Source organism: Stenotrophomonas sp. WHRI 8082, assembly GCF_040223995.2.
GTDB lineage: Bacteria > Pseudomonadota > Gammaproteobacteria > Xanthomonadales > Xanthomonadaceae > Stenotrophomonas.
This window is the reverse complement of the sequence record NZ_CP167826.1, coordinates 33,955-59,469: the sequence shown is the minus strand read 5'-3', so window position 1 is coordinate 59,469 and position 25,515 is coordinate 33,955. Positions and strand designations below refer to the sequence as shown.

Annotated in this window: 21 protein-coding genes and 2 pseudogenes; 16 read left to right on the top strand and 7 right to left on the bottom strand. The window is 62.0% G+C overall.

All coding sequences use genetic code 11. The features are described from left to right. Nucleotides 1-13: 13 nt before the first annotated feature. The gene (locus tag ABRP17_RS00250; protein WP_349984197.1) at nt 14-2,059 is read left to right on the top strand and encodes a TonB-dependent receptor; all 2,046 of its coding nucleotides are present in this window, start codon (nt 14-16) and stop codon (nt 2,057-2,059) included. A 119-nt stretch (nt 2,060-2,178) separates the two neighbouring features. Next, nucleotides 2,179-2,808, top strand: a complete 630-nt coding sequence (locus ABRP17_RS00245) for a pentapeptide repeat-containing protein (RefSeq protein ID WP_197973940.1) — start codon at nt 2,179-2,181, stop codon at nt 2,806-2,808. Here the strand turns inward: ABRP17_RS00245 and ABRP17_RS00240 are convergent. The 3 genes from ABRP17_RS00240 to ABRP17_RS00230 all read right to left on the bottom strand — a co-directional run bounded on the left by ABRP17_RS00240 (nt 2,750) and on the right by ABRP17_RS00230 (nt 6,992). Then, entirely contained in the window at nt 2,750-3,514 is a 765-nt protein-coding gene (locus ABRP17_RS00240; RefSeq protein ID WP_349984198.1) for a phosphatase PAP2 family protein, read from the bottom strand. The two genes, ABRP17_RS00245 and ABRP17_RS00240, sit on opposite strands and share 59 nt — an antisense overlap. Next, nucleotides 3,507-5,156 (bottom strand): glycosyltransferase family 39 protein, encoded by a 1,650-nt coding sequence (locus tag ABRP17_RS00235; RefSeq protein WP_372487035.1) that lies wholly within the window; start codon nt 5,154-5,156, stop codon nt 3,507-3,509. The genes ABRP17_RS00240 and ABRP17_RS00235 overlap by 8 nt, the downstream gene beginning before the upstream one ends. Nucleotides 5,157-5,267: 111 nt before the next feature. After that, nucleotides 5,268-6,992, bottom strand: coding sequence for a phosphoethanolamine transferase (locus ABRP17_RS00230; protein ID WP_372486845.1), 1,725 nt, complete (start codon nt 6,990-6,992; stop codon nt 5,268-5,270). Between the two features lie 316 nt (nt 6,993-7,308). On the opposite strand from ABRP17_RS00230, the gene ABRP17_RS00225 reads away from it, so the two are divergent. The 11 genes and pseudogenes from ABRP17_RS00225 to ABRP17_RS00175 form a co-directional block, all read left to right on the top strand. Continuing rightward, complete coding sequence (locus ABRP17_RS00225; protein ID WP_349984203.1) at nt 7,309-7,794, top strand: hypothetical protein; 486 nt, start codon at nt 7,309-7,311, stop codon at nt 7,792-7,794. A gap of 183 nt (nt 7,795-7,977) precedes the next feature. Beyond that, nucleotides 7,978-9,141 carry a zinc-dependent alcohol dehydrogenase gene (locus ABRP17_RS00220; protein WP_188324048.1) on the top strand — a complete coding sequence of 388 codons (1,164 nt, stop codon included), beginning with the start codon at nt 7,978-7,980 and terminating at the stop codon, nt 9,139-9,141. Further along, the gene (locus ABRP17_RS00215) at nt 9,141-10,103 is read left to right on the top strand and encodes an acyl-CoA dehydrogenase (protein WP_349984204.1); all 963 of its coding nucleotides are present in this window, start codon (nt 9,141-9,143) and stop codon (nt 10,101-10,103) included. Before ABRP17_RS00220 ends, ABRP17_RS00215 begins: the two co-directional genes overlap by 1 nt. Next, nucleotides 10,091-10,864, top strand: coding sequence for a PIG-L family deacetylase (locus ABRP17_RS00210; protein WP_349984205.1), 774 nt, complete (start codon nt 10,091-10,093; stop codon nt 10,862-10,864). The genes ABRP17_RS00215 and ABRP17_RS00210 overlap by 13 nt, the downstream gene beginning before the upstream one ends. Continuing rightward, nucleotides 10,861-11,448: a class I SAM-dependent methyltransferase gene (locus ABRP17_RS00205; protein ID WP_349984206.1), complete on the top strand. Its 588-nt coding sequence runs from the start codon at nt 10,861-10,863 to the stop codon at nt 11,446-11,448. The genes ABRP17_RS00210 and ABRP17_RS00205 overlap by 4 nt, the downstream gene beginning before the upstream one ends. Continuing rightward, nucleotides 11,445-12,146: a glycosyltransferase gene (locus ABRP17_RS00200; protein WP_349984207.1), complete on the top strand. Its 702-nt coding sequence runs from the start codon at nt 11,445-11,447 to the stop codon at nt 12,144-12,146. Before ABRP17_RS00205 ends, ABRP17_RS00200 begins: the two co-directional genes overlap by 4 nt. A 41-nt stretch (nt 12,147-12,187) precedes the next feature. Continuing rightward, nucleotides 12,188-12,418, top strand: coding sequence for a hypothetical protein (locus ABRP17_RS00195; protein WP_349984208.1), 231 nt, complete (start codon nt 12,188-12,190; stop codon nt 12,416-12,418). Nucleotides 12,419-12,644: 226 nt separating this feature from the next. Continuing rightward, nucleotides 12,645-13,193 (top strand): hypothetical protein, encoded by a 549-nt coding sequence (locus ABRP17_RS00190; protein ID WP_349984209.1) that lies wholly within the window; start codon nt 12,645-12,647, stop codon nt 13,191-13,193. Between the two features lie 375 nt (nt 13,194-13,568). Next, nucleotides 13,569-14,156, top strand: coding sequence for a hypothetical protein (locus ABRP17_RS00185; protein WP_372486844.1), 588 nt, complete (start codon nt 13,569-13,571; stop codon nt 14,154-14,156). Between the two features lie 127 nt (nt 14,157-14,283). Then, nucleotides 14,284-14,537 (top strand): annotated as a pseudogene (locus ABRP17_RS00180) (DDE-type integrase/transposase/recombinase); the annotation flags it as partial. A gap of 75 nt (nt 14,538-14,612) precedes the next feature. Beyond that, nucleotides 14,613-15,040: pseudogene (locus ABRP17_RS00175) on the top strand (IS3 family transposase); the annotation flags it as partial. A 380-nt stretch (nt 15,041-15,420) separates the two neighbouring features. Here ABRP17_RS00175 and ABRP17_RS00170 read toward each other — a convergent pair. Together ABRP17_RS00170 and ABRP17_RS00165 are read right to left on the bottom strand one after the other, a co-directional pair. Beyond that, nucleotides 15,421-15,765: a hypothetical protein gene (locus ABRP17_RS00170; RefSeq protein ID WP_372486843.1), complete on the bottom strand. Its 345-nt coding sequence runs from the start codon at nt 15,763-15,765 to the stop codon at nt 15,421-15,423. A 2-nt stretch (nt 15,766-15,767) separates the two neighbouring features. Continuing rightward, on the bottom strand, nt 15,768-16,055 hold the full coding sequence (locus ABRP17_RS00165) for a hypothetical protein (protein WP_349984211.1): 288 nt from the start codon (nt 16,053-16,055) through the stop codon (nt 15,768-15,770). Between the two features lie 264 nt (nt 16,056-16,319). Between ABRP17_RS00165 and ABRP17_RS00160 the strand changes: the two genes are divergently transcribed. The 3 genes from ABRP17_RS00160 to ABRP17_RS00150 all read left to right on the top strand — a co-directional run bounded on the left by ABRP17_RS00160 (nt 16,320) and on the right by ABRP17_RS00150 (nt 23,962). Next, nucleotides 16,320-17,225: a hypothetical protein gene (locus tag ABRP17_RS00160; RefSeq protein WP_346479107.1), complete on the top strand. Its 906-nt coding sequence runs from the start codon at nt 16,320-16,322 to the stop codon at nt 17,223-17,225. Between the two features lie 382 nt (nt 17,226-17,607). After that, complete coding sequence (locus ABRP17_RS00155) at nt 17,608-19,674, top strand: hypothetical protein (RefSeq protein WP_349984212.1); 2,067 nt, start codon at nt 17,608-17,610, stop codon at nt 19,672-19,674. A 505-nt stretch (nt 19,675-20,179) separates the two neighbouring features. Continuing rightward, nucleotides 20,180-23,962 carry a CHAT domain-containing protein gene (locus ABRP17_RS00150; protein ID WP_349984213.1) on the top strand — a complete coding sequence of 1,261 codons (3,783 nt, stop codon included), beginning with the start codon at nt 20,180-20,182 and terminating at the stop codon, nt 23,960-23,962. 54 nt (nt 23,963-24,016) lie between these two features. On the opposite strand, the gene ABRP17_RS00145 is transcribed toward ABRP17_RS00150, so the two are convergent. Both ABRP17_RS00145 and ABRP17_RS00140 read right to left on the bottom strand, forming a co-directional pair. After that, entirely contained in the window at nt 24,017-24,667 is a 651-nt protein-coding gene (locus ABRP17_RS00145) for a hypothetical protein (protein WP_068851964.1), read from the bottom strand. Nucleotides 24,668-24,671: 4 nt separating this feature from the next. Further along, the gene (locus ABRP17_RS00140; RefSeq protein ID WP_349984214.1) at nt 24,672-25,514 is read right to left on the bottom strand and encodes a WYL domain-containing protein; all 843 of its coding nucleotides are present in this window, start codon (nt 25,512-25,514) and stop codon (nt 24,672-24,674) included. Nucleotide 25,515 lies beyond the last annotated feature (1 nt).

Genomic DNA, 25,515 nt, shown 5'->3' with positions numbered 1-25,515 from the left:
GATGAGTTCCCTGATGAAGATCCACGTCCTGGCCGCCGCGATCACCGCGGTGGTGTGCACGCCGGACGCGCACGCGCAATCTGCTGGCTCCGCCCTGACCCTGGGCAAGGTCGATGTCCACCAACACGGCGAAGCCCAGCTGACAGCGCACCAGGTGCTGACCTCGGTGGACGTGCTGGGCGCTGACCAGATCGAAGACAAGAATGTCCAGCACAGCTGGGAGCTGCTGGGCCAGATGCCCGGGATACAGCTCACCGAGACGCGCCAGGGTGCCGAATCAGGCAAGGTCAGCTTCCGTGCGTTCAACGGCGAGGGCTATCTCAACGCCATCAAAACGCTCATCGACGGCGTGCCGAGCAACGTCAACAGCGGCAACCAGCGCTTCATCGACATGCTGTTTCCCCTTGAGATCAGCTACATCGAAGTCGTCAGGGGGACCAACGATCCGCGCTATGGCCTGCACAACATCGGCGGCAACGTCAATTTCGGCACGCGCCAAGGCGGCAACTACACGGACGGTCGGCTGTCCTATGGCAGCTACAACACCCGCGATGCCCAGCTGGCCGTGGGGCGTGAGTCGAACGGCTTCGCGCAGAACTATTTCATCGGCACGCAGGCCTCGGACGGCTACCGCGACCACGACACCTCGCAGAAGTATTCGCTGGGCGGCAAGTGGTTCTACGGAAGCCTGGATGAGGGCATGCGCATCGGGCTGACGGCCAGGGCCTACCGCCATGAGGCGGACGAACCCGGCTTCATGACGGCCGAAGAGCTCAAGGCAGACCGCCGATCCTCGCAGCGCCGCAATGCCAACGACGGCGATGACCGTGACATGCGGACGCTCGGTGTGCACGTGGACCTGAAACTTGCGGACGATCTGCTGGCCAGCACGAAGCTGTATTACAACCGGTATGAAGACGACCGCAAGGTGACTTTCAGCGACCTGCCCACCGGCAACGCGCCACGCCAGCGACGTGTATGGAACGAAACACAGGTGGGCATGCTCAGCACGCTGACGTGGCAGGCACGCAGCAACCTGACCGTGGAAGGTGGCATCAACTACGAGCACCAGGACAACGCCTACCTGCGCCAGCGTTTCAATTACAGCGAGTCCACTGATTTTGACGCCCCGCCTGCACGCGTGCAGAGCGACGACCGGCATACGCTGGACAACTGGGGCGCCTATGTACAGGCCATCTACCAGCCCACCGACGCGCTGAAGATCGTACCGGCCTTCCGCGTGGACCGCTTCGACGGAAACACGCGCCTGCCGGGCGGCATCACCGGTGAGCTGCAGCGTTACGGCACCATCAACCAGCCCAAGCTGAGTGTTGTCTACGCCCTCAGCGCGGACACCAACCTCTACGCCAACTGGGGCCGTACCTTCCAGGTGCTGACCGGACCGACCGCGCCGGCCTACCTGACGCCGGGACAGGCCGCGGTGGAGCCGTCCACCAACACCGGGATGGAGCTGGGTCTGAAGTTCAGCCCCTTCGCCCGCTCGCAGGCCCGCGTGGCGGTGTGGCAACAGGATGCGGAAAACGAGACGTCCAACATGCCGGCCACCGGCACCACCATCACGCTCGGCAAGACGAAGCGGCGGGGCGTGGATGCGCAGATCAGTGCGCAGATCGCGGATGCGTGGACCGTGTGGGCCTCGCACGCGTACCAGGAAGCCAAGATCACGCGGGATGGCCGTGGCCCCGCGCTGTCATTGCAGGGGCGCGAGGTGGCAGCGGTTCCGCGTCACATCAGCACCCTCGGCATCGATTACCAGGCGACCGAGGCCTTGCAGCTGGGCATGCAGGGGAGGGCGCAGGGCGACTACTACCTCGAAGAACGCAACGTCGCCGGGAAGTTCGGTGGCTTCGCCGTACTGGATCTCAGTGCGCGCTATGACATCAATCCGCGATGGAGCGTCGATCTGCAGGTGAAGAACGCCACCGGTCGCGCGTATGCCTACGCGTGGTACGACAGCTTCTTCTGGGAGCAGGCCCAGCCGATGTTCTCGCCGGCCGCGGGGCGTTCGGTGTTTGTCGGCCTGAACATGAAGCTTTGAGCGCGGGACAGGTTGCGCTGTGCACAGCGCGGCTGAAGGGGGTCGGAAGCGCGCGGAGAGGATGCGCCGCGCCTTCCACCGTGCTGACGTATGCTGTGCGCCGCCGCACGAAAGAGAGAATGAGCATGCAGACGCAGGGCAGCGCAGCAAGCGCGCTGGTGGACGGTGAAACGGCGTACTACCTGAAAACCTTCACGGCGTTGGCGCTTGCCGATGCACGTCTCGACGGCATCGAATTCGAATCCTGCACGTTCGTCGACTGCGATCTGTCCAGCGCAACGCTGCGTCGCTGCCGCTTCATCGACTGCAGCTTCCAGGGCAGCACCCTCAACCACGCACAGCTGTCCTCGACGCGCTTCACCAGCACGGTGTTCGAGCGGTGCCGGCTGGTCGGCATCAACTGGACGGCCGTGGACTGGTCGCGGCTCACGCGCGATGCCCAGGTCGGTTTCCGTGACTGCGTGCTCAACGAATCGAGTTTCTTCGGGCTGGCCCTGGACGCACTGGTGCTGCAGAGCTGCAAGGCGCACGCCGTGGACTTCCGTGAGGCCCGGCTGCGTGCGGCGGACCTCACCTTCAGCGATTTCAGCAGTGCACTGTTCGGCCGCACCGACCTCAGCGAAGCGGACTTCAGCGAAGCCACGAACTACGACATCGATGTGCTGAACAATGTCGTGCGCCACGCGAAGTTCAGCCGCTTTGAAGCGGTACGGCTGCTGCAGGGGTTGGATATCGAAGTGGTGGACTGAGCAGATACAAACCCAGGGCAATGAACCAGCACAGGCCTGCAGTCCACAGATCATGCGACATGAAATGCGCGCCGCGAAGCTGCTGGGAGAGGCCGAACAGCAGGCCCAGCCCCGCGCCCAGCCCCAGTGCCAGGTGGCGCAGGCGAGGGCGAACCTCCAGCGCAAGAAAGTACAGCGCCATCCAGGCGTAACCTGCACTGGCATGGCCCGCCGGGAAGCAGCCGCTGGACACCGTACCGGCCGAGCGTGACGCGAAGAGTCCATGGAAAGGGCGGGTGCCACCGTAGTCGATGAGGTCCCACGGACAATCCATCCCCGTGGATTTCTTCAGCAACGAGACAACCACCGTGGACAGCACCACCGAGGCGAACAGCCGCAGCAGCGGCCGGCGCCACCCGGCAAGTGGCGTCCACCACTCCGCGATGATGGCCAGCAGCAGCACCAGCAGGCCTGCGGTGATGGACAGGTCGCGGCCCGCCGTATGGATGAGCTGTTCGGTCAGCCATTGGTCTTTCCAGGCCCACTGATGGCCCTGCATCGCATAGAGCGCCGACGCCACCGCCTGGTCGCCGTGCCACTGCATCAGCACCAGTGAACCGATCAGCAGGCCAGACAGCGGCAGCACGACATGCCTGCCGATACCCAGCGCGCCGAGCAGCGAACGCCCACGACCCGCGATCGGCCAGACACCTGCGTTGTCATTCATCGATATCACCCCTGTTGATCGTGCTTTCGCATCCGTGGACGAGCGCCGTAGCGGGGACCAGCTGCCACGCGTTGCGGTTGGACTGGCCGATGGCGCGGACCTCGCGAGTGTGCACGCAGGGTCCCAGCGCCTTGTCGGTGACCAGGATCCAGCGCCGGGACGGTGCGTCGTCCACCCACCTGCGCGCGCGGCGCCATTGCACATCCCAGGGCTGCCGGTAGCCGAAGTCGGTTGCCCGGCCGTCAGCCTGCAGGTAGTTCTGTTCCCGGAAGTCCACCAAGCCCAGCTCGGCCGTTGGCCCAATGGCCTGCAGCACGCGGTGCATCAGCTGGCGGGCAGATGCCGCATCGTCCAGCGCGGGCATGAAACCCACCCCGTACACCGTCCAGACACACGCCATCGTGAGCACTGCCAACAGGCCCGGCCGGCGTCCGCGCAACACGGCGGCCAGCGCCAGCACTGCCGCAGCCAGTGCACCGGCCCAGTACCCGATCGCCGCGGTGGCGTCGGGGTCCAGATCGCGCCCGGTCAGCGCAGGTTGAATCCAGCTGGCCTGCATCAGGATGGCCATCGCCAGCACCAGCGACGCTGCGCCGATCAGCGCGGTGAAGCCGGGCAGCACGATGCGCGCGAAGCGCTGGCGCAGCAAACCTGGCAGCAACGGCGCAGCGGCCAGGCAGAGCAGGGGCAGGGCAGGAAAAAGGTAGACCTCGCGTTTGCCCGGGCTGGCGCTGAAGAACAGCAGGACGAGTACCACCCAGCTGATCAGCAGTATCTGCCGGGTGTCACCGCGCGCGACCCGTCGTGCCCACGCCGGCACCAGCCGGGGCAGCAGCAGGCAACCGGGCAGCCACAGGGTGGCGATGACCTGCAGGTAGTACCACGCCGGCTGGAGGTGATGCCATGCACCTACATAGCGGGTGGCCGTCTGCCGGAACAGGATCTCCCGCACATAGGCATCGACCTCGGCGGAGTGGGGCTGCAGCACTGCGATGCCCAGCGGCACCAGCCACACCGCCAGCCCGGTGGCGAAGCCGGCAGGAACCAGCAGCCATTGCCACGCGCTGCCGGGCAGCGCGGGAACCCGATGGCCGAGGCGCAGGATCACCCACGGCAGCAGGATCAGCAGGGGCAGGAAGCCGACGCCTTTGGTCACCGTGCCGAGGCCGGCCGCTGCGGCACCCCAGAACAGGGCTGCGCGGTGTGGGCCGCGCAGCAGATGCGCAAGCAGCCCCCACAGCGAGGCGGTGGTCATGGCCACCAACACCATGTCGATCTGACCGCGCTTGGCCATCAGCCCGAACTGCAGGGTGGCGAACACGGCCAGGGCGGCATGGTGCCCCACGCGTCGGTTCCACAACATCCGGCCGATGCGCGATGTCATCCACAGGGTAAGCAAGGCGCAGAGCAGGGACGGCAGCAGGAAGGCGATGTCCCAGTCGTGTACCAGCCGGTACGCCGTGGCCTGCAGCCACATGAAGACCGGTGGTTTCTCCGCGTAGATCTCCGTGCCCCGGTGCGGTATCAGCCACTCTCCGGTGCGGATCATTGCCTTGGCGGCGAGCACGAAACGGGGCTCGTCGGGGGGCGACGGCGCGCGCAGGCCAAGCCCGGCTGCCAGGCTCAGCGCGATCATCAGCATCAGGAGCGGCTGCCAGCAGCGCGCGATGACCGTCGTCAGGAACGGGCTCGACACGCTGCCGGTCGCGATGCGGTTCGTTGGCCCGGCGAGGGAGTGCACGGACGGCATGCGTCAGGCCCTGGTCGTCGGCGTGACGCACGATGCGAACACATCCTGTGCGGGGTCGTACGCTGACGTGGTCACCTGCAACAGACCCAGTACCGAAGAAAACAGCACGTCGTGGTCGGTGCGCTGCCGCGCCCGCTCTGCCAAGCAGCGCGTATCCAGGCCGCGATCGAGGGCGAAGTGGCGTGAGAACCACATCACCATCGGCACCGACGTCTGCTCAGCCGGTGCGATGGCATACGGCACCCCGTGCAGGTAGAGGCCCTTCTCACCCAGCGACTCGCCATGGTCGGACGCATAGATCAGGGCGGTGTCGTAGTCATCCATCGCCTGCAGTTCATGGACCGCACGCGCCAGGAAATGATCGGTGTAAAGCACGGCGTTGTCGTAGGCATTGACGATCTGCTCGCGCGGGCAATTGCCCAGTTCGGGGTTCTCGCAGGGCGGGGTGAAGGTGCGGAAGTTGCCCGGATAGCGCTGGAAGTAGCTTGGGCCATGGTTGCCCAGCTGGTGCAGCACGACGACACGATCGCCCGGGGTGAGGCGCACCTGCTCGGCAAGTCCCTTCAGCAGCACCTCATCCATGCAGCGGCCGTCCGCGCACAGGCCGGGGTCCTTCGCATCGGCCACTGATTCGAACGCCGTGCCCTCGCAGACGCCCTTGCAGCCGGACTGGTTGTCACGCCATAGCGTCTTGATGCCCACCCCATCCAGCACGTTGAGCAGCGATTGTTCCGACCGGATCTCCTTCTCGTCGTAGTGGCGCCGACCCAGCCGGGAGAACATGCACGGCACCGATACTTCGGTGCTGGTGCCGCAGGAATGCATGTCCGGGAAGTTGACCACGCCGATCTGTGCAAGCTCCGGCGTGGTCTGCCGGCGGTAGCCATTGAGGCCCCAGTTCTGCGCGCGAACGGTCTCGCCGACCACCAGCACCAACAGGCGCGGCCTGGCGCCTGGCGCGTGTGGCCCCGCCTTGGCATCCTGTGCGATGGGCGTCTTGGGGGCTCTCTTGATCGGCGAGTTCGAACGCAGGTTCTGCTCAAGGCCGATGAGGTAGTTCAGCGGCGTCGCCAGATACTTGATCTCGCGATGGTTGCGCAGCATCGATGCTACGTCGGCAGAGGCCAGCAGGACCGAGCCGGCGCCCACGACCAGCAGGCCGACGATGAAGATCGGGCGTATCCACGCGGTGCGGATCATCCGGCGCGGCACTATGCGCACGCGCCATACCGCCAGTGTCGGCAGCACGGCATGGACCAGGAGCGGCAGGATCAGCCCCGGCGTGATGAGCTCACGTGACTCCCTTGCATCGGTCTGCAGCACGTTGCGGACCATGTCCGCGTCCATGTACACGCCATAGGTCGACATGTAGTGCACGGCCAGCGCCGTAGTGAAGAACAGCACGGTGAGCAGCGGCTTTGCGCTCCAGCGCCACACCAGCAACGACAGCACTACCGCGTTTGCGGTGATCAGCAGTCCGCTCAGTGCGAGGCCGAACAGCAGATTGCCGGGATGCAGGGCGTAGGAGGCGCGCCAGAAAGGCCCATTGCTGACCAGCGCGAAGAACACGCTGGCCAGCAGGATCAGCCGCTCCTGGCTTATCGCCGGATGCCAGCTTCTGAGGCGATCCAGCACGGCACCACGGGCCAGGGCACGGTAGGGGAGGGCCGCAGGACCTGCGACGACAGGCGAGGGGGAAGGAGGAGCCACGAAGAAGAGCGCCGGCATGAAGGATGGCGGCGATCTTGGGGGGGCACAGGTCGGATTTCGGTCGGAGCCGGGCAATCTTTTCGTTAAGCCGGTCGGGTCGCCGCCCCGGCGCACGCACCCGCATGCCGCTGAGTACGTTGCGAGCCGTGCTGATGCGGGAATTGCCCGAAGCAGGGTGAGGCGTACGCCCGCCGTTGATTCAATGAGACGCGGATCAAAGTGCGGCGGCTGCGAAACGTGTGAAAACGCCTTTGGCAGCGTCATCCACGCGATGGCGCTGCCGCAGACGCACCGTCTGTACGCAGGCCCGGCGCACCGGGCAGGACGCACGCATATGAAAGTCATGGGAATGCATCACGTCGGCATATCGCTGATCGCCGTTGGACTGCTGGCCAGCGGTATCGCGCACGGCAAGGGGCTGACGCCGGGTGATTCAGTCTTTGAAGGAATGGGCGCGATGAAGCTCACGGCAGGACCGTATTCCGGCGCCTGCTCCGTCACCCTGTTTGGCGACATCGATCAGGCAGGAGCCGGGAAGATCGATGGAGATGTCTCCGAGTTCTCCGGGGCATCATCGGTTTGCAAGGTCGTGAGGGGCAGCGGAAGCTGGGCTGTGCGGCCAACCTCAGCCACGACACTCGAGATCCGCGATGTCAGGGTGAACGGGCCGTTCGGGGTCTACTGCTCCGGGACGCTTGACGGCACGTTGATCGCCGGGCGGCTGGCCGTGAAGGGCGCCTTGAAGTCCAATGTGGGCCTGCCCTGCAGCATCGACGGCATCCTTGAAACAACGCCGGAAGTGGGGATCAGCTGGCCCTGAGCCGCGAGTCGAAACGCCTGCTGCGAGCAGCGGCGGGCGTTCCCGGGGGACGCATCGGCGACCTGGCCCGCAACGGGCGAGGGCCTGAACCGAGCGCATGCACGCCGCACGCACATCTTGGTCACCGTTCACCCATGGGTTCGCAGGTATCACTGGGTGCAACGATCTTCAAGGAGCCGGACCATGCGTGCACTGACCTACCACGGCAGCAAGGATGTACGGGTAGAGACCGTACCCGATCCGACCATCGCAGCGCCCGATGACCTCATCCTCCGGGTGACGGCGACCGCCATCTGCGGCTCGGACCTGCATCTGTACCGCGGCAAGATTCCCGACCTGCACGCCGGCGACGTCCTGGGCCATGAGTTCATGGGCATTGTCGAAGCGGTGGGCAGCGAGGTCACCGACCTGCGACCGGGTGACCGCGTGGTGGTGCCTTTCGTGATTGCGTGCGGGCAGTGCTTCCATTGCATGTTGTCCGAGCATGCCGCCTGCGAGACCACCAACACCGGCAAGGGCGCGGCACTCAACCAGAAGGGCATCCGCCCGCCGGCGGCGTTGTTCGGCTACAGCCATCTGTACGGTGGCGTGTCCGGCGGCCAGGCAGAGTATGTGCGGGTACCCAAGGCCAATGTGGGGCCGCTGCGCATACCGGACGTGCTCGCGGACGAGCAGGTGCTGTTCTTGTCCGACATCCTGCCAACCGGCTATCAGGCCGCCATCAACGCCGGCGTCAAGCCAGGCTCGACGGTCGCGATCTTCGGTGCCGGGCCGGTGGGGCTGATGGCGGCTGCCTGCTGCCGCCTGCTGGGCGCGGAGACCATCTTCATGGTGGATCACCTTGCGTATCGCCTGGCCTTCGCCGAAAGCACCTACGGGGTGACCCCAGTCGACTTCAGCAAGATCGAAGATCCTGCCGAGTACATCATCACCCAGACCAACGGGCGCGGCGTGGACGCGTCCATTGAGGCCGTGGGTTTCGAAGCGGAGGGCAGCGCGCTGGAGACCGCGCTCACCACGCTGAAGGTGGAAGGCAGCAGTGGGGTGGCGATCCGTCAGTGCATTGCGGCTACCCGGCGCTGCGGCACGGTCAGCATTCCGGGTGTCTATGCCGGTTACCTGCACGGCTTCCTGCTGGGCGATGCCTTCGACAAGGGGTTGACGTTCAAGATGGGCCAGACCCACGTGCAGGGATTGATGCCCGAACTGCTGGACTACATCGGCGAAGGTGCGCTTGATCCTGGCGTGATCATCAGCCACCGGCTCTCGCTGGAGGACGCCGTGCGCGGCTATGAGATCTTCGATCGCAAGGAGGAGGACTGCCGCAAGGTGATCCTGACGCCCTGATGGACCAGCTTTCAGAGCATGCATCGCCCGTGCTGGATGCCGGCGCACGTGAGGTCTTGGAACGCCTGCCTGCCTTGCCGTTGCCAGGACGTGGCAATACGTTGGATCGCTGGCGTGCGCTGGCCGACATCGCCGCACGCGATCTCTGCGTGGTGAAGGTTGTCGAAGCCCACTACGACGCACAGGCGATTCTTGCCGACCTGCACGCTGATGCCCTGCCGCAGGACGCCCTGGCCGCAGTGTGGGCAGCCGAGGGCCCGCAGGCAACGCTCTGTTTTGATCCGGCCCTTGGCACCGTGACAGGAAACAAGCCCTGGTGCTCCGGTGCGGGATTGGTGGACGTTGCACTGGTCACCGCACAGAGCGCTGAGGGCCCGCGGCTCGTGCAGGTACGCACCGACGCAGCCGGCATCCTGCTGCAGCCGCAGACGTGGCACGCCACCGGCATGGGCGGCATCCCCAGCGGCACGGCCCGCTTTGATGGGGTTGCTGCGGTGCCCGTGGGCGCGCCAGGCGCCTACCTGGCACGTCCGGGTTTCTGGCACGGTGGCGCTGGCATTGCCGCCTGCTGGTATGGTGCCGCCGCCGCGTTGGCTGCGCCCTTGCAGCGTTCCCCGCGCGTTGCGACCGACGCACAGACCGCGGCCCTGCTGGGCGAGGTCGATATGGCGCTGCACAGTGCTGCCGCGTTGCTGCGTGACCTCGCAGCGCGCATTGATGCCGATCCGTCGCGGCCGTGCCAGACCGAAGTGGTCCGCGCGCGCAGCGTCGTGGAACGCACCTGCACGCGCGTGCTTGATGTGGTGGGGCGCGCGCTTGGACCTGCGCCGATGTGCCTGGACGCGGAGCATGCCCGTCGCTGGAGCGACCTGACCGTTTTCATCCGTCAAAGCCACGCAGACCGTGACTGGGCCGCGCTGGGGCGCGATGTACAGGCGCAGGAGGGCACATGGAGTCTGTAAAACCTGTTTCCCCTCGACCCCGGATTGAAGGGCAGGGCACGCCGGAAGCCGAGTGGGAATCGTCTTCGTGGCTGGGCGCGCTGCCAACACGCGAAGCCCACTCGGTACTGCAGGACGTGCGCCGGCTGGTTATCGTGTCGCCCCATCCGGATGATGAAGTGCTGGGCTGTGGTGGCCTCATGCAGGCGGCCGCACGCCTTGGTACGGACGTGCATGTGATCTCGGTAACCGACGGCGAGGCCTGCTATCCCGATCAACCGTTGTGGCCTGCTGCGCGCCTGCGCGATGCGCGGCGGCACGAACTGGCCACCGCCATGCGCGAGCTTGGGTTCGATGCCACTCATGTGACCTTGCTTGGCCTTCCTGATGGTGGCGTCAGCCTGCGCGAGGCCGAGCTGGTCACGTTGCTGGTGGCACAACTCCTGCCGGGTGACCTGGTGCTGGGTCCGTGGGTACATGATGCCCATCCGGACCACGAGGCAACCGGACGTGCGACGCTGGAGGCAGCGACGGCACGCGGTGTGCGTGCGCTGCAGTATCCGGTATGGGCGTGGCACTGGATGGACCCGCACACCACCATGGGGCCCTGGCGGGTGGCCTCGCGCGTCGCCCTGTGTGATGCCTCAATGTCGCGCAAGCAGGAGGCAATGCGGGCGTTCGCGACCCAGATGGGCGCGGTGGACGGACTCGACTGTGCCCCCATCCTGCCCGATCACGTTAGCGCGCGTTTCAAGCGGCCCTACGAGGTGCTGATCGGATGAGCACCGCCGCCTACTTCGATACCTTGTATCAGCAGCCTGACCCGTTTCAGTACCGTAGCCGCTGGTATGAAGCGCGCAAGCGTGCGCTCACCATCGCCGCGCTCCCACGGCAGCGGTATCAGAAAGCGTGGGAGCTGGGCTGCTCGAATGGCGTGCTCACGGCAGAGCTGGCACCGCGCTGTGACACGCTGTTGGGTACCGATATCAGCGCGGACGCCTTGACCGAGGCGGCCGCTTCCACGCGCATGTATCCCCACGTGACGCTTGAACGCGCCGTGCATCCGCAGGACTGGCCGGCCGGCCGGTTCGATCTGATCGTGATCAGCGAAGTCGGGTACTACCTGGCGGAGCCTGATCTTGAGCAACTTGCTGTTGGCCTGCGTGGGAGTCTCGCCGATGGCGGCCTCCTGCTGGGTTGCCACTGGCGGCATGGGTTTGATGAGGCCCGCAGCAGCACTGACCAGGTGCACGAAGCGCTCGGCCAGAGCTTGGTGGAGGCATTCACTTATCGCGACGATGATCTGCTGCTTCAGGGATGGAGCACGCAGGCGACCAGCGTGGCGCAATGGGAGGGACTGCGATGATCGGCGTCATCATTCCGGCCCACAATGAGGCGGCCGCCATCCAGCACTGTCTGGCCTCTGTCAGCCGCGCCGCCCGGCACCCGAGATTGCGGGGCGAGGCCGTGCTGACCGTCGTCGCGCTGGACAGCTGCACCGACACAACCGTGGCGGTGTGTGAGGGGCAGGGCGTGATGGCCATTGCGGTGAATGCGCGCTGCGTGGGCGCTGCACGTGCGGCCGCCGCGGATTATGCGATTGCCCAGGGGGCGCGTTGGATCGCCAGCACGGACGCCGATACGCTCGTGCCCGGCGACTGGCTGAGCAGGCAGGTGAGCTGTGGTGCAGATGCGTTCTGCGGCGTGGTGAACGTTTCCGACTGGATGGACTATCCGGATGCTGTTCGAGACGCCTTCGCGCAACGCGAACTCGTCAGGGATGGCCATCGTCATATCCATGGGGCCAACATGGGCGTGAGCACGCCCGCGTACCTGGCCGCTGGCGGTTTTCAGACACTTTCCAACGGCGAGGATGTCGCGTTGGTGAGTGCGCTGAGCAATACCCGCGCATCCATTGCATGGCATGCGAAGCCTGCCGTGCTCACCAGTGCCCGCCGCTCGGCGCGCGCACCGCACGGCTTCAGCGAATTCCTGCGGGCGTTGGAGCGGGAAGTCCTTGATGTCGGTACGCGGCTGCTGCCGACGCGAGCGCTGCAGGGCTGAACATGGAAGCGACGGCGGATCTGTTGGGCTGAGCGGCCACGGTGGTGTTGATCGCAACGCTGGCGCGCCAGATCCACAAACAACACAAGGCTGATTCCGTGGAAGCCGTATCTACATGGCTGTTCGTGGGTCAGATGACCGCGTCGGTGCTGTTCATTGCGTACAGCGCTTTGGTGGGGTCTACGGTGTTCGTGGTGACGAACTGTTTGATCCTGGCGACGGCGGTGATTGGGCAGGTGCTGGCGGTGCGGCGGCGGAGACGGAGAGAGTAGGGGGGGGGCACTGGGCGTGCTGCCATCTTCAGGCGTGCCGACGGACTCGGGGAAGTTCCATCCAGGTTGCCTCTTGGGGCTCGCTGCCACGCGGCGCAGACCCGGTTCTTGGAGCTGGCCGCACATGTCCATATCCTGATGGGTTGGTGCCAGAGGGTACCGATACGATCGAGGTGTATGTTACTGGTTGTAAAATGCCCGCTACCGTGTGGTATCCGAAAAAGCCATGAATAGATCGTGTGTTTGGCCAGAATTTATTGCTGGATCCATTTCCGACGTGACACCACCGGACATGCCATTTGTCCGCCATGACTGGGCGGGCATGGCGTTTGATCGGAACATGTATGAAGACTTTGCTCCGAGTGAGGTTTGGGATGCCTGGCTTCGTGCGGCATTAGAGTATGCGTCGGCGACAGCCCTCTGCGCGATTAGATACTCAACTTACTCAGAGCGAGGGGCGCCTGTGGAAGTGGGAGATGGAATGGCTGGATTGCGGGCCTACTGGTTGCGCAATGGAAACTTCATGCATGATCACTATGTATTCGCGGCTGACGGTCGTTGGGTTGTAAGGTTGGATCAGGATGTGACGCTATTTGCGGGGAATCTCGCGTTCATAGGTCGTGTGGTCGGGATATTGGGCGGTGCAGAGTATGCTGAGCAAATCATGAGGCGTGATCTGATCGGCGATACTGAAGATGTTGTTGGCCTCGAAGCATACGTGAAGGGTCTTCTCGCGCCTTTGAAATGGTCCGGCTCATCGGAGCGGTCGCGTTGATTAGCGCGGTTGTTTTTCCTTGGTTACCTTGAGCGATGCATATTGCTGCGTCTTTGGATTCCGACAGGCAACGCGTGCCTGGACCGGGCGCAACACTCGCGCTCGTCCGATCTACGTACGACGGTCGGTCAATCGTCGAGCTGGCTTGAGGCAGCTCCGATGAGGTCGGCGTAGCAACTACGCGGTGCAGCGTCGGCCCCCAACCACAGCGGCAACAGAGCTATGATGTTCCTAAGCAAGGAGGTGGGACGGAGACCAAAACTGTGCAAGTGTCTCGCGATACGCGCGGAGCCCATGCTGGGATGACCCAAGTTGAGGCCGGCACAGTGAAGGCAAATGGTCAGAAGGATCCAGGCGGACGCCCGCGAATTCAGAATGACACCAAAGTTCGAGATGATTTTGATCCGAGGCTGTGAATTTATGATGGATGAAGGGAAAGTGCGTGAGCTTCGCGAGAAGAGGATGCAACTTGCCACATTGCGGGAGCACGCACAGATGCGCGATCGCTTCGGTGAGCAACTGGTTCGTGCGATAAATGCGGCGTCCTCAAAAACTTTGGGTTTAGAAGACTTTCAATCGCGATCGCCTGAGTTGACGCTTGAATGGCCTGAAGACATTCGTGATGCCCCGGGACTTGTCCGCGCATACGTGGCTGAGTCTGATGCCATTAGTACTATGAGATGCGTCGAGCGGAAGGTGGGCCCTCTTGTGGGCGCAATAGGATTTCATAAAAAGGACTATCTAGGCTTTGCCTGCATCAGCGACTTCGCTGCCTCATCGATGGTGGCAATTGCAGCCTCCACCATGGACTCGGTTGTTTTTTTTGCGGAGAACCTTGGGATCGTGATCCTCGTTGATTGCTACGGGAATAGCGCCGCAGAACAGTTCAGCGTTGTAATCCAAGGGGCCGAAATCCCCGAAAGCATTCGCGAATGCTTTTCAGGCGCCACCGGATCCATCTGACGGGGTCGCACCATGCAGAACGCCGCGGCTTTCCGCGGCGTTCTACGGTCCACTTAACCCAATGCGTCAACCCAGAAGCTTATGCGCCTTGTTCAACGCTGCGACGAAGCGCTCGACTTCGGCGTAGGTGCGAGCAATGGTCGGCTACGGTCGGAGGCCACGACCGTTGAGCGGCCCTGTTGGATCAGTCCCCGAGAACCTTCTAGCTCGCGGCTTCAAGGTCAGTGAATCAAATCGCGCGTGGGTCACGGACATTACCTACATCCGTACGTACGACGGCTTCCTGTACTTGGCGGTAGTGCTTGATCTGTTCTCGCGCCAGGTCGTTGGATGGGCAACCCGGCCAACTCAGCATACCGACCTAGTTTGCAGGCGCTATTGGCTGCAGTGTGGCTGCGCACCAGAAGCTTATGCGCCTTGTTCAACGCTGCGACGAAGCGCTCGACTTCGGCGTAGGTGCGAGCAATGGTCGGCTACGGTCGGAGGCCACGACCGTTGAGCGGCCCTGTTGGATCAGTCCCCGAGAACCTTCTAGCTCGCGGCTTCAAGGTCAGTGAATCAAATCGCGCGTGGGTCACGGACATCACCTACATCCGTACGTACGACGGCTTCCTGTACTTGGCGGTAGTGCTTGATCTGTTCTCGCGCCAGGTCGTTGGATGGGCAACCCGGCCAACTCAGCATACCGACCTAGTTTGCAGGCGCTATTGGCTGCAGTGTGGCGGCGCACGCCAAGCCCCGGACTTCTACTTCACTCCGACCAGGGAACCCAGTTCACCAGCGAGGATTGGCAGAGCTTCCTGTGCGAGCACGACATCGTGTGCAGCATGAGTCGACGAAGAAACTGCCATGACAACGCAGCGATGGTGAGCTTCTTCCAGCTACGCCGGCCGTGGTCGTGGCGCCCATTGCCAGCAGCTCTCTTCGGGTCAATCGAACATCCGTCATGGGCGAGGTGCCTCCGGATGGCTTTCCATCATGCAGAAATCAGGACGTGCGTACGCCCGGGCAAGCAGGTTCATGATGCTGGGCCTCTCAGCTGGCAGGAAAGTGCTGGCACCGATTCGCCGTGGAAGGGGCGTAACGGATCGGACGCATGGTCTAGCTAACTGCACGGATCCTAGCCGAGGGTCCGCTGGACGCGGAGGGCAGGGGTGACCTTGCCTTTGAAAAACCTTGCATGCAGCCGTGGTTGCGTGAGTACACATCAATCATTGCGGAGCTTCCGCGGAACCATCGGGGATGCACGACCAAGCGCTGAAGGTCAATAAAACTCCATTGACTCCATGTTCGGTCCTATTATGACCCCAAAGTCCCACCTTATGATTTCGAGCTCATAAAGACGGTTGTTGGGGTCCGCGAACAGTATGGCTGTCAATTCGGACCCGTCTGCGTCACAAAGGCGGATTTCGACAGGGTAAGAATGCTGACCCTCGTACTTCGGTCGGTCATACCCTTCAATGATGAACAAGACCACAGCGCCATCCGGAAAGCGATCCACGGCACTACATCTGTTCATATCTTCAATCAGCTGTAACGCCTCCTGAGGCGGAAGGCGCTTGGCCACGCCTTCGATCAGGAACCTTTCCCTCTCTGAAATAGCTCGCATAATCATTTTACCGGACAGATCGCACCGAGGTTGACCGCGTGGTATCGGCTTACGACCCACGCAAAGTAGTCCTGCACGGTGAAAACGCCATCGGGTGCTTGGGGGTAGGATTGAGTCAATACGGTCATCAGTTCGTGACGGCACGCCGCTGAATCATCAGCGTAGAAAACAGCTCTGTACCAGTCGTCTTCTGACCGTCCCGTCGCCCGCTTCAAAATGAGGTTCCCGTACCCTGAAGGCTCCAAGCCCGGCAGTGAGACAATGCTTTCACTGTCATAGTCCGTTTTCATTGCAGCCTCCGAGGGACCGATCGCCATCATCAAGTTAATGTTAACCGATTGAGTGATGTCTTCGGTGCCCCGCTGCGCGCTGCTTGAGCGGCAGGGTGCGAATCTTGAATGCAGAAACGCTCTACGAGTGTTCCTTTCTAACGCGCGGCGGAGTGAGCCGGCAGGTACTCGGGCCGGCGATTACGGCGCGTTATCAGGGTTAGGAGAGCAATTCAGTCTGGCCTAATGCTCGGTTAGACTTCAACCGGGACTCAGGGGGTTTACATGGCCTACGACTGGAACCGGCAGGAGCTGGCGCGTTCACCATGGCGCAGTGAGGTGGTGCCTCGCATTCCGTCCATCCTCATCCAACGGGCCAAGATCGGGCGGCCTATCACCTACGGGGAGCTCGCCGCCGAGCTAGAGCGCCTCCATGGTCTGGAGCCGAAGGCCCGCAAGACCTTGTATGGCCCGGCCGTAGGAGCCGTGGGCTTCGCCATCCAGGAGTTGGGTGAGCAGTGGGGCGAGAAGATCCCGCCGCTAAACCTTATCGTCGTCCAAGCCGACACCCAGCTGCCCGGTCATGGTGCGGATGAAGTCGCCCACTACTACTTCGACGACGGCGGGGCAGGGATGGCTGCCAACCGCGAGGCCTACATCCAAGCCGCTATGGCTGCGGTGTTCGACTATGGGCCGAACTGGGACCGGGTGGCCCAAGCCTTAGGGGTGGACGTGCTCGACACGGCACATGCCAACCCCGACGAGGGGAACCCCATTGAACTGCCTGCCATTCCGACCGCCTACCGGCCCGAAAGCGCCGCGCACAAAGCACTTAAGGCCTGGGTGGCAGCGCACTCGGAACGGTTCGAGGACTACGGAGCATTCGAGGCCGGGGTGAACGAGCACAGGCTGAGTTCCGGCGACAGCCTAGATGCCTATTTCACCAACGGGCGCGAGAGCTTGGCGGTGGAGGTCAAAGCCAGCAATGCGAGCGACGACGAGCTAATGCGGGGGATCTACCAAGTCATCAAGTATCGGGCTGTACTGCGCGCCGAGTGCATTGCGCTACGCAAGCCAGCCCTGTGCGATGCCGTGCTGGTGAGCACCCGGCCATTGGGCAAGGCAGGCAGGGTCTTGGCGAAGCGATTGCATGTGGACTTCGTGCGGGTGCCGGCGGAAGCGGAGAAGTGAAGGGACCTACCCCGACGTCGTCGCCAAGCTCAAGAGCGGTCGGCTGCTCGTGGTGGAATACAAGGGAGGACATCGCGTCAGCAATGACGATAGCCTGGCCCAGGCCAAGATGCGCCATTTGTGGAAGATAACGCAGAAGATTAGGGATGTTTATCGGGGGTAGGGTGAGGTGCAGCCGACCAAAAGCTGTCAGTCGAATCCCAAATCGCGACAACAATGATTGATACTAATGCCTGACCCATCGCGATTGGTTGAACACTAAAGCCCGCCCTAGGAAACGTTGCTCTTTCTGGCTCCCGAAGGGTAGAGGGTTAGGGCAGGGCGCGGCTGCCTGTGCGGCTAGGTGGGTAGGGACACCACCATAAGGAAAAATTTCGTCAGCATGGATATGAGTCTCGCAACTTTCACAAGTGATGAAGTCAACCGCTATGGCTACGCCTTCGGAATCGAAGCCTTAGCCAGTGCTGTGGCCCAGGCATGGGAGGGAACTCCCATGTTCGTTAGTCACGACTATCACAGGCCTCTTGGGATCTCGCGGCCCATGGGGTTGCAACTCCATGCAAGACGAGCATTACTGAAGGGCGAGATCTGTTTCGCTATGACAGAGGAGGAGCAAGCATGGATCGACGGGTTTGCTAGGCAGTTCCTCGCTCAGAAGCTCTATGCCGTCGATTCAGCCGACGAGGCTGACTTGCTTGCGCCCCTCCAAGGGCTGCTTTCCAACAACGCCGAGGTATGGAGGCGCGAATGTGTGTCAGTCATCGACAAAGGCATTGCGAAGCGCAAGTTCCCTGGACTTTTTCCAACAGACGAGACGGACAAGCGCAGCTTGGTTCCCATCGGCGAGCTCGAAGCGATCGGCCCAGGCGTCTTCAGAATGGGGGAGTTGGCGGTGTTCGCCCATCGTTACTTCCGCCGTTCGCTTTCCCAGATCAACAACACCAACGATGCATTCCTGCGCAGGTTCTTTGACCTGCAGGGGCAGCCCGGGTTGGATCTCAAGATCGCGCTCGACCCAGACTCCGTGGGACTGGCGTCCAGCTACCTGACGCCGATAGAGCTCGAGTACTGGCGCGGTCCAAAGTTCGATGATGACTTGGCGTCGATACCGGTCGGCGTGACTGTGCATCAGGCATCAAAAAAGGAGCGCATCTTCCATGGAGTCGAACGAACCGAGTTCTTTTGGCACATGCAGAACGGCATGCGCTCCTTTGAGTGCGAAGAGCTGTTAGATCGCGAGACGCTCGGCATTGGCGCTGATGTCTTTGGCTGCCGATACGTGCACTCCATCATCGACGAGGCCACGAGCCTGCCAAACCACCTCGATGGTGCAATACGCGCATACGAGACGGAACAATACCTGGATCGGATTGAGACCGACATCTCCAAGTCCGGGAAGCGAAGCCGCTACGTCAAACTGTGGCGCATTGACGGCCCGATTGACCTCACGACTTGGAAGGAACTCGTTTGCGACTTCTTTAGGGGCAACTCCTTGCCTGGCGAGTATCTCGGTGGCATTCCTGGCAGTGCAACCGCTGAGGAACAAGATCAACATTCGCATGAGACGACCAGCAGTCTTATGTCACCCACTATCTTTGAGCAAGGCGACTTGCAAGTTGCGGCTTCCTACCATCATCCGGGCGAGTTCCCGGAAGCCTCTGATGGGGGATTCGTGCCAGGGACTGGCTTCATGGACAATGGAGTCTTCATTAGGACCATTGAGCTGTCGGCGCTAGACCTAATCAAGCTCACGCAACGATCGCTCGGCCGTCCGATCCAGCTGTCGCCGGAGATCGTCCATGTAGCCATCGAAGACATGGATATCAACTATCCACTTGTGGTCTTCAAAGGTGAGGCTCAGGTTGCGGCGGCGAACGCCTGGAAGTCCGCATTGGCCACGCTTTGCCAAGTGTTTTCTACTCGATGCGAGCGGCGCTTCATCACAGCAAGCGTAGGCATTGATTACGGTGAAGTGGTCATCAAGTTCGCTTTTGCAGGATTTGCATCGCATCTGGCCAAGACACTAACTGATCTGGCGGATTTTCCAGAAACCGTGGATGGAGTTGGCCCTTGGTGCGTCTCGTGTTACGGCTACCTTAAGCAGAGTTCCACATCCGCTGGGTCCTCCGCAGGAACGCCCGACCTGTTCCGAATCGACGGCACCTTTAGGATGGATCGGCCATATGTAGATCCCAGCCTATTCTCGGTGGATGAGCAGGGAATAACCTCAGTCAGGCTCCCTCCTCGGGAAAAGCCTGTTGCTGAGGCGTTGTACGAGGGCCGTCTTTCCTTAGTGACATCCGCAAAGGTGCGCGTGTGCAGGTGCTCCGGCTGCGGCGCTAGCTACTTAGCCTGCCCCTGCTCGGTCTTCTTGGACGAGGGTATAGAAGTGTCGTGCGAAACCATCGAGGGGTTGAGGTGGGTCATAACTGAGCGGCCTGCTCGATGATCGGCCCATGAATGCGTAGCTCGTTCGCGACGAAAGCCTTCCTGCAAATGAAGGAAAACGAACAGTAATGCGTCAGCCGGCTAGGCTAGATCGATCAAAAATCGCTCTTCGGTGCGGCGCATCTTCATCGGTGCGGCGCATCTTCAAATGAATCCAACGTCAGGACCTGACTTGAGGCTTGGGAATTAGGAAGATTTATCGGGGGTAGGAAACGCCCGGTGGTGTGAGTTGTTGGCCCTTTACCAAGGTGGACGTGTTTCGCCTAGGATTCCGGATAAGCATGTCGGGTGAAATTCCGCGCCTATCCTTCGCCAGGTAAGGGAGGTGGAGAATACGGTGGCATGCCGCGCGCCTTCTTCCGTCGGGCGGCAATACCCTTGCGATCTCCAATCGCCCAGCCGTCATGCCGTATCAGCCTGGCCGCATACAACGGTGTCTCTACTCGAGATTGGCCTGATATCCTCATGCCTCACCAGTTCGTCGTCAACAGACAAGGAGAAGTCAGATGACAACCAGTACAACGACCCCATCACGCGTGATGGGCTTCGATCCTGCTGCGATTTACAGGGGAAGTGCTGAGCGCGCCACGTTACTGATCGGCGTCGATACCGACCCGGCGGTAGGCAGGACGACAGCGCATATTCTGATGTGCGAATCCCCCGAGGGTAAGCCGGCCTTCCCGCGCGTCGTGGTGATAGCGCCGCCCGCGGCAGCGTGGGCAAAGAACGATGATGAGATCATCGCACTTATCTCGCAAGGCGGCAGCGAGCTTCGAGGGTCTCCACTGTCGCGCGAGGAAGTGAGCATCATCAGAAAGCGAGTTACGATCGTGCGCTGCGAAGACGTAAACGCCGCCTCGTTGGTAGCCCAGGTGGTGCGATCCGACGGCGACTTCATCTTGGTGCCAATGGCGGAGATCTATCGGGATGCCAGGGTGGTGGCCGGTGCGCCGCACGGGCGCGCCACGGCGCTGTTGGCCGAGGATATCTGGGTGCCTAACGTCAGCGCATGGCTTCCAGACTGCATTGACCATGTGCACACCAATGAAAGCGCGATCATGTTCAGTATCCCCGGGCTTCTCGTGATGCGGGAGGCCAACAAGGCGGCGATCGAGGCGATCTACGATCTGACTGTCGCCAGCTTTGGTTCTAAAGAAGAGGTGCAGCAGAATACCTTTGTCGTAGAGAACATGCAGCAGTGGGCGGCCCTAGCAGAGATGGGGCGTGCGCGGGAGGCGTTAGCGCAGATTGAGGCATCTGATCTGAGTGCAGGCCTAAAGCGGCAACTGAGGATCCAAGTGCTCTTTCGGGGCAAGGAGCGGGAGCGGGCGGCCGAAGAAATCCGCGCGCTACTTGTCAGTGGCGTCAAAGTTCCGTCCGAAAACGGGCTCCGGTTTGGATGGATGGCGCAGGAGGGAGGCGATCCCGAGTCGGCGAAGACGCTGATCAAGCAAAGCGTAGTGGAAGTGAATGAGGAGTCTCACCTCGCGCGCGCACTCGGATCGTGCACTGGGCTGGACGATAGCGAGCTGGAAGTGCTGGTGTACGAGCGCCTACGCGGGCTGTATCCGGAGAGTGAGGCCCTAACGGACTACCGCGCGCGCTTGCTGCTGCGGTGGAGTCGGGAGGTGTCCGGTGATCGGATCAGCCGCGTGATTCGCCACATAACCCTCGTCGGCTACGATGCTCTCATTGCCGACTCATTGCGCGATCTCTCCACCAAAGGGGTAAAGGCGTTGGCCGAGGTAAGTGAACCCTGGTCGGCCGAGCAACGCGATTTTGCGAGGCTGTGCGGGGCGCACCGACTGCTAGTTCTCAATGAGGCGGGTAACGCTATCGCACTGGCGATACAGACGTCCTTAGACGGGGAAAGTGCTCGGCGCATCAATTGGATATTGATTGCCGCGCTCAGGCGAGTACTGCTGGAAAGAAAGGAAGTACAGGAGGCAGGCTTCTACAAAGAGGTATTCCAGCGGCTGCGCGACTACGTCGCCACGCACCCAGATGATCCGGAATTGCGGGAATACTTCCGTGGATTGTTCACTGTCGAGACCAGTGGTAACTGGGGCCTTGCGTTGCTCGTCACGCAAACGATGGAGCTGGCCACACGTGCCGTGGCCGCGATCATCGATCCCCCGATGGTGAAGGTTGCCTCGCCTCAGGAATTTAGTGCGTTCATGCAGCGTGCTGATCATTGGATGGGCCAGGCACGTGCCATTGATGTGAGCAGTACAGCACTGCCTGACGCTGTCATCGGAGCGGACGACCCGGCCGAACTGCTCGAGGCGATGTCAAGGGCAGTCGACTACCTGGTCGAGACGTGGGAGCCTGACAAGGCGGCCAATGTAGAAAACATGGCCTTTGTGGGTGTGATGCTCGCCAGGAAAGTCCCCGACACGCTCTCCGACATGAACATGCTCCGACTGATCGCCAGCCGACGGGCGATGGACGGTAAGGTGCAGAGAAGTCGCGACTTGGCCGAGCAGATTCTTGAGCTTGCCGGCTCCTCCAAGATTAGGGGCCGGCTGGCGTGGGGAGCGTATGCAGACCTGTATCAGCGCTCCCGGCATCCGGTGGATGCGCTGATTGGTCTCTCGTCTGCGTTCGCAATCGATGTGCCGGTCGATGCCCCGACGCTGTGGTGGGAGACCTACACCCTGTTCCGCAGCGTACGTGATATAGGCCTGTTCCCGTTCGCGGGGGATCTGCTGGTGCCTCTCAAGCGCCTGCAGCGAATGGTCGCCGACAATCCGGCCGGACGCGCCCGCATGCAATCGCTAGAGCTGGGACTGCGGTTGATGGATAGCCAGCGCTATACCCCGGCCATGCTTGAGCAGATGGTGCAAGACACGGCCAATCACTACGTCTCGGTCGCAGGCATGAACGAGGAGTTGATCCCGGCGCTTGCGCTGCTGGTGCAATCGATGGGGTTGTTCGAAGGCGTTGGTGGCGTGATACCGAAGCATGTCCAAGAGATCAAAGTGGCGGCTATGGAACATGTGACGGCCGCGGATCGAGCGTACCTGGACGCAATTTCGGCAGCTCATCCGACCATTGAAGATGCGGTACTTCTGCATAATCGCGTGGAAGTGGCGCGACATGCGGACGATGCGCCGGGAGACCTTCTGGCCGCTGAGCTTGCCGCCCGACGAATCCTGTCCGAGTCGGCGCTGTCTGCCGAGGACGCGGCAACCGCGATTGAGCTGTTGGCGGACCGCGAGTTGGACCCAGTGGCGATCGAGCGCGTCTTGGACGTGAGTTGGCCCTCGCGATACTTGCATGAAATCCGCCCAGAGGCAGGGGCGGCCATGATGATGGGCTTGGACATTGATGGCGAACTGACGGTACTGACCTCGACCGAGCAAGGCGATACGGTAGCGCGACCGGCCCGGGAGGCGGGATCGTTTGTTGATGCGCTGGCCACCTGGAGCGAAAATTACCCGCTTCGATACGGAAAGATTGAGCGCGAAGAGGGTAACAACGAGATTTTCGTGAGCATGACGCCCTTGGCGATACCGCTGCCCGAGACGGCCAAGCTGGTCGTCGTGGGGGAGCCGGCGCTGCTCCAGATTCCGCTCAACCTGATGGTAAAGGGGGACGGTTTCTGGGGCCAGCACCACGCCATTGGCTACGTGCCCTCGCTGACATGGCTCCACTCCACCCGTACGCGGCCAAGGATCACCCATGCCCGACGTGTGGCATGGATATCCGACCCGGGCGAGGTGGTCGATAACAGCGCCTTGGTTGCAGTGATCCAGCGCACCGACACGGCGTTTCAGCAGTACGGCTTTAGGGTCGATACCAATGGCTCGCTGCCTGAGGACCTAGTCGATGCACAGATCGCCGTTATCGCGGCACATGGGAGTGTCGGCACCGATGGTCGCTTTTTGCACCGGGTGACCGATGAGAAGGAGTTGGTGATCTCGCCGCGGGCATTGACTCAAGCTCTGGCCGGGACTGAATTGGTGATCTTGTTCATCTGCAGCGGTGGCCGCGTGGATCGGCACCCGCACTCCAACACCACGATCGGTCTTCCCAAGCTCCTACTGATGGCCGGCTCGCGGGTCGTCATCGCCTCGCCGTGGCCGATTACGCCGATCATTTCGGGATATTGGTTGGAAACGTTCATGGCCGAATGGGAGCGGGATGAGACCGCACTGGATTCGACCTTCGTGGCCAACGCTGCCGTTGATATGAAGTTCGGGTACGTACCACAGTACGCCATGGCGATGACCGCATATGGCGACGTGATGCTGAAGAGATCTGCAGCAGCGCCACCGGAGCTCTAGAAATGTGTCGAGTTAGCGCCGCCGGACAGCGGCACTGGCATGTTGGCATACGCCTCAACTCCCAGCATGCTTCACGGCGAGTTTAGCCAAGGCTTGCGCGACAACCGTGGTGACTAACCGTTCTGCGTAGTTCTTAGCCGCCTGCCGGGCGACTAAGAACTGAAACACCAACAAGCCCACGAGAGATGCGTAGACATTGAGACTTGGGAGCTGCCAGAGACCTGCGACGATTAGGATCGGTGCCAGGAGCGCGATGACGCAGCAGTAGTCTCGGGCAAAGAGCCAATTTCGGTCCAAGTGACTAACGGCCGCAGTGTCTTGCTGTTCTTGATACAGGCGATACCAGAGGGAGTTCTGTTGGCGAGGTTCAACCGGCAACGGGGCCAAATGGGCGTTCAAGGAATCTAGATCAATACGGGGATCATCTGGGGCAAGCTCCGTGAACACCCGCGTGCCGGGAAGGGGATGCGTCCACCGCCAGAAGACGATCCTTGCCTTATGCAGCGAGTTCAGTTGTGCATTGACTATGCTCGTAAAGGCGATGGCCAGCCCACCTGGCAGAAGCAGGTTGAGGTGTCCCATCATCGCACCAGTGCTGATCTTTCCCAGATCCAAGCCACGGGCAAGGGCGTAGTATAGAAGCAGGTTGCTCGCCAAAGCCGACAACAGCGCTAGGCGATTGGAGTCTTTGTGCGAGCGTGCCATAAGATTAGCCGGTTGAATTGCGTGGGTTGAGTTGGGGAAGGACAGGCTCAAGCTCGGCCCGGTTGAGCAACGTGATGTGCTGTTCGTGGGGGGCGAGTGCGCCTATGGGGCGGTCCAGTCCGAGGCGTTTAAGCAAGTAAAAGGCCAGCGACAGGCGCGTAGAGATGTCCAGCCGCCCATCAGTCATCCCGTAGTCCAGCGCGATCACGCGGCGCCGACCTTCCTCAAGCGCTGGATTGGGCCCGATCGCAATCGTGACAGGCGTCTCCCATTCCTCGTCCCGAACCTTGACCGGTAGCCAGGTCTTGGGCCCTTCACACTCCAAAATCCGGGCAAAGAGAAAGTCCCGAAAGCTTCGGCGATTGTGGCAATACGCGCGAATGTGCCACCGATACCCATCGTAAGCGAGCGCATGCGGGCTGATTACCCTCCGGTCGGGCTCTGGCCGCGCGATCGTCTGATAGGTGATCTCAAGAGCATTTTGGGTATTGATCGCCCGCAACACCTGGCGCAGCAAGGGGGCCGACACCAGTCGAGTAGGGTGCCGCACGACATCCGACGCAGGCAGAGCTCCCAGGAAGCTGAGATCAGCGGGGATTGCCGCTGTCGTCAGCGCATAGAGCTCGGCCAGGTATCGGGTGCTGCTGCCGTCTGTGAGGATCGGTGCGAACCCGTCGGCTGCCAGATAGGCCTTCTCCCCCCGGTCATAGGCCATGTTGCCAGGGGCCCGGGCTTGGTATTCAGCGAAGTCCAGAGAGGCCTGGGGGACCGAGATGCTGAAAAAATCCGTTAGATCTGCGCGATTGAGTCGACCTTCCCAGTAGAGGCGGGAGTCAATGAACTCCAAT